6 protein-coding genes are annotated in these 4,662 nt (G+C 59.6%); all 6 read left to right on the top strand.

From position 1 onward, the window contains the following. On the top strand, window positions 1–285 hold a 285-nt coding region (locus tag HF921_RS08915; protein ID WP_215893692.1), incomplete at its 5' end, for a NifU family protein. Between the two features lie 2 nt (window positions 286–287). Further along, the gene (gene nifS / locus HF921_RS08910; RefSeq protein ID WP_215893691.1) at window positions 288–1,496 is read left to right on the top strand and encodes a cysteine desulfurase NifS; all 1,209 of its coding nucleotides are present in this window, start codon (window positions 288–290) and stop codon (window positions 1,494–1,496) included. Next, the gene (gene nifV, locus HF921_RS08905) at window positions 1,489–2,649 is read left to right on the top strand and encodes a homocitrate synthase (RefSeq protein WP_215893690.1); all 1,161 of its coding nucleotides are present in this window, start codon (window positions 1,489–1,491) and stop codon (window positions 2,647–2,649) included. Before nifS ends, nifV begins: the two co-directional genes overlap by 8 nt. Window positions 2,650–2,664: 15 nt before the next feature. Beyond that, window positions 2,665–3,474, top strand: coding sequence for a serine O-acetyltransferase (cysE, locus tag HF921_RS08900; protein ID WP_215893689.1), 810 nt, complete (start codon window positions 2,665–2,667; stop codon window positions 3,472–3,474). A 4-nt stretch (window positions 3,475–3,478) separates the two neighbouring features. After that, a complete protein-coding gene (gene nifW, locus HF921_RS08895) occupies window positions 3,479–3,811 on the top strand; it encodes a nitrogenase-stabilizing/protective protein NifW (RefSeq protein ID WP_215850637.1) in 333 nt (110 codons plus the stop codon). 67 nt (window positions 3,812–3,878) lie between these two features. Beyond that, the coding region (locus HF921_RS08890) for a SagB/ThcOx family dehydrogenase (RefSeq protein WP_215893688.1) at window positions 3,879–4,662 on the top strand (784 nt) is incomplete at its 3' end.

Genomic DNA, 4,662 nt, shown 5'->3' with positions numbered 1-4,662 from the left:
AAGCCCGCCGCCAAAGTTCCCCCGACCCCCATGACCATGGTCCAGAAAATCCAGAAAATATCCGCCGTGATCGATGAAATGCGCCCGCAATTCCAGATGGACGGCGGCAATATCGAACTGGTCGATGTGGATGGTGATACGGTCATGGTGGCCATGAGTGGCTCGTGCATGAACTGCCAGTCCTCCGGGATTACCATTTCCGGTATCCAGGAACGCCTGATGCTGACTCTGGGCCGTCCGGTACGGGTGGTTCCGGCCAGCATGCCGCAAGCCGTGGGGGTATAGCCATGAGCAGCGCCTATATGGACAACAATGCCACGACCCGGGTAGATCCCCGGGTGCTGGAGACCATTCTTCCCTACTTCAGCGAGTATTACGGCAACCCCTCCTCCATGCACAGTTTCGGCGGCGATGTGGGGAAACGTCTGGAAGAAGCGCGCGCCTCCGTACAGGCTCTGCTGGGGGTAGAACACGACTCGGAAATCATTTTTACCTCCTGCGGTACGGAGTCCGATAACACCGCCATCCTCTCGGCCCTCGCCATACAACCCAGTCGCCGTGAAATCATCACCAGCGTGGTGGAGCACCCAGCCATTCTGTCTCTCTGTGATCACCTCGAACGTCATGAAGGCTACAAAGTCCACTACATTCCCGTGGACCGGCTTGGGCGTATCTCCATGGAGGCGTATGCCGCAGCGCTCAGCGAGCAGGTGGCCGTCGTCTCCATGATGTATGCCAACAATGAGACGGGAACGATCTTCCCCGTCGAAACCATGGCACGGATGGCCAAGGAGAAAGGCGCGCTCTTTCATACGGACGCCGTGCAGGCGGTGGGCAAAATTGCCCTGAACATGCAGGAGTCGGCCATCGACATGCTCTCCCTCTCCGGCCATAAGCTGCATGCCCCGAAAGGCGTCGGTGCGCTCTATGTGCGCCGGGGCACCCGCTACCGACCCATGCTGCGCGGTGGCCACCAGGAACGCGGACGCCGGGCCGGAACAGAAAACACCACGGGCATTATCGCCCTGGGCTTGGCGGCGGACATGGCCCTGGAGCATATGGAGTATGAAAACACCGTGGTGCGCGCTTTAAGGGATCGTCTGGAGGCCGGGATACTGGCGCAGGTGCCCTATGCCTTCGCCAATGGCGATCCGGAACACCGCCTGCCCAATACCGCCAGTATCTCGTTTGAATATATTGAGGGCGAGGCCATCCTGATGCTTCTGAGCCGGGTCGGCATCGCCGCCTCCTCAGGTTCCGCCTGTACCTCCGGGTCGCTGGAGCCGTCCCATGTGCTGCGCGCCATGGACATTCCCTATACGGCGGCGCACGGTACCATCCGTTTCTCCTTGTCTCGGGAGACCACGGAAGCAGAAGTGGACTGGGTGATTGCGCAGACACCACCCATCATCGAGCAATTGCGGCGTCTGTCCCCCTACTGGGGGGCCAACGGCCCTATTCTCACCGATAATGCCTTTGCGCCCGTCTATGCATGAACCTAATCCACTCTCCCGCAGCACCGCTGTAATCCACGACACCACCCTGCGCGATGGCGAACAGACCGCAGGGGTGGCCTTCCGCCCCGAGGAAAAGCTGGCTATCGCCAAGAGTCTGGCCAATGCCGGGATTCCGGAGTTGGAGATCGGCATCCCCGCCATGGGGAGTGAAGAGGAGGAAACCATCCGCAATATTACCCGGATGGGCCTCCCCGCCCGCCTGGTGGTCTGGTGCCGGATGCACGATACGGACCTCGCCGCGGCAAAGCGTTGTGCTGTGGATATGGTCAATGCCTCGGTTCCAGTTTCGGACATCCAGATACGCAGCAAACTGGGCAAAGACCGTCGGTGGGTTTTGCAGCAGGTGGATCGCCGGGTGAAACAGGTGCTGGACAGCGGCATGGACGTCGCGGTGGGCGGCGAGGATGCCTCCCGGACCCACCTGGACTTTGTATTGCGGGTCATGGAGGTCGCAGAACGCGCGGGGGCACGCCGTTTTCGTTATGCCGACACCCTGGGCATTCTGGAACCCTTTAACACCGCGCATATCATGCGGCGTTTAAGGGCGGCCACGGGCATGGAAATTGAAATCCATGCCCACAATGATCTGGGTCTGGCCACTGCCAACTCCATCGCCGCCCTGCGTTTTGGCGCCACTCATGTGAACACGACGGTGAATGGTCTGGGGGAGCGCGCCGGTAACGCCGCACTGGAGGAAGTGGTGATGTGTCTGCATCATTTGCACGGCTTCGAGACCGGCATTGAAGTGCGCCAGTTCAAGGCGATTTCGCAACTGGTGGCGCTGGCTTCCGCGCGACCGGTACCCGCCGGAAAAAGCATCGTCGGCGATGCCATTTTCAGCCACGAGTCGGGTATTCACGTCGATGGACTGATTAAAAACCCCCGCAATTACCAGAGCTTCGACCCCGAGGAACTGGGGCGCCAGCACAACATGGTGCTGGGCAAGCATTCCGGCACCAAGGCCATCATGCGGGCTTATGCCGAACTGGGCAGTGCCATCACCGAATTACAAGCACAAAGCATCCTCAAACAGATTCGCATCTATGTGCTTCAGCACAAGGCGCCACCGCCCGTAGAGGACCTGCATCGCTTTCTACTGGAGAGCGTGGAGTCCCTGCACGCTCATTCCTGAATGGAGGACACGCCCGTGGTTGCTACCCTGCTCGACAAAGAACAACCCCGCAAGTCTGGTCTGTGGCGCAACCTGCGCGACGATATTCACTGTGTCTTCGAACGCGATCCGGCTGCCCGCGGTACATTGGAAATCCTCACCACCTACCCTGGGGTACACGCGTTGCTGGCACATCGCCTCGCACATCGCTGGTGGCGGGGCGGCTGGCGATATCCGGCGCGTGTGCTCAGTGCGATGGCGCGCTTCTCGACCGGCATTGATATCCACCCGGGGGCACAAATCGGGCGCCGATTCTTCATTGATCACGGTATGGGCGTGGTGATTGGCGAAACGGCCGAGATTGGTGATGATTGCACCCTGTACCATGGGGTGACTCTGGGGGGCACGAGCTGGAATCCGGGCAAGCGTCACCCGACATTGCAGGATCGGGTCATGGTGGGTGCGGGTGCGAAGATCCTCGGACCCGTCACTATCGGTCATGACAGTCAGGTGGGTGCCAATGCGGTGGTCATTAACGATGTGGCGCCGGGTATGACGGTCGTGGGCATCCCCGGCCGCGTCGTACTGCCTGCGGAACGTCGCCGCATCAACGCCCACGGTATTGAGCTTGATCACCATCTCATGCCGGACCCGGTGGGTAAAGCCATTCAGTGCCTGATGGAACGGATTTCCCAACTGGAACTGCAAGGCCAATCCAGCGGGCGTGCCGTGCAACTGACGGAAAAAGACTGCAATAACTGTTCGGATTCCGATCCCAACCTGTGCGGACCGAACAGCAGCCCAGCAGCTTTAGCTCCCCTCCCCTTTGACGAATTCCAAGGATGACACCATGAGTGATCTACGTAAAACACTGGCGCGTTTGTCCTCCGCTGAGGATTTCCTGAAGTTTCTGAACATCGACTATGATGAGACGGTGGTCCATATTAATCGTCTCCATATCCTCAAGCGTTTTCATGACTACCTGAAAAGAGAGGGGAATACGGACGCCATGGATGATCAGGCGCTGCAAACGCTTTATGTGAAATTACTCAGCCAGTCGTATCAGGATTTTGTGGTATCTGACGCGGTCTCCGAAAAGGTGTTCAAAGTCTTTCATCAAGCCATGGGTGTCAGTCATGTCTCTCTGGAGAAGGTGGCGGTCAGCGCGCCGAAAGAGCGTTGACCGGCGGTGGTTGCCGCGCCGGAATAAAATGCCACGAGCAAGGCTGACTAAAGGAACGGCGCACATCATGGCGACAAGCGATAAGGGCGAAGCGGCGCATACGGTGATGGCCTACCATGAACGCTCCAAACATCACCTGAATCGCTACGCCGCCGGGCCGGAAGCGCTGGACTGGGATGCACAGCCCAACCCCTTCCGCGAGTTCACCGGAAGCCCGCAATACATCTTACCGTTGTTGACGGACGAAACTGCCGTCACCTTCGCCGGGCTGTCCGCCGCCACCCCCCAACCCTTTACCCTCCAGGCGATCGCTCAGCTTCTGGAGCTTTCCCTCGGGCTGGCGGCCTGGAAGGAATACGGCCCTGATCGTTGGGCACTACGTTGCAATCCATCCAGCGGCAACCTGCATCCCACCGAGGCCTATCTTCTCGCCTTCGGGGTGCAGGATATCAGTGATGGACTCTACCACTATTTGAGTCGTGATCATTTGTTAGAACAGCGCTGGTATCCCGATACCGGACAGCGCGGTTCAGGGGTGTATATCGGGCTGAGTTCCATAGCGTGGCGCGAAGCGTGGAAATATGGCGAACGGGCACTGCGTTATTGCCAACTGGATATTGGCCATGCGCTGGGTGCCCTGCGCTACGCTGCGGGTACCCTGGGTTGGCGCCTTCAGCGGCGCGGGGATGTGGACGATGCCCGACTGCGCCGTCTCCTCGGCCTGGATCGTTCCAGCGATTTCGCGCATGCCGAAGGCGAGGATGCGGAGCTGCTGCTGGAAATCCTCCCCGCCGATACAATGTCCTCCGCCGTCGGTAGCCCCGCTGCGTTGCCGGGGCAATGGCGGGGTC

It is taken from the genome of Acidithiobacillus ferriphilus, from assembly GCF_018854775.1.
In the GTDB taxonomy this organism is placed as follows: domain Bacteria; phylum Pseudomonadota; class Gammaproteobacteria; order Acidithiobacillales; family Acidithiobacillaceae; genus Acidithiobacillus; species Acidithiobacillus ferriphilus.
Note: the sequence above shows the minus strand (reverse complement) of the source record. Positions and strands in the feature narration are given on the sequence as shown.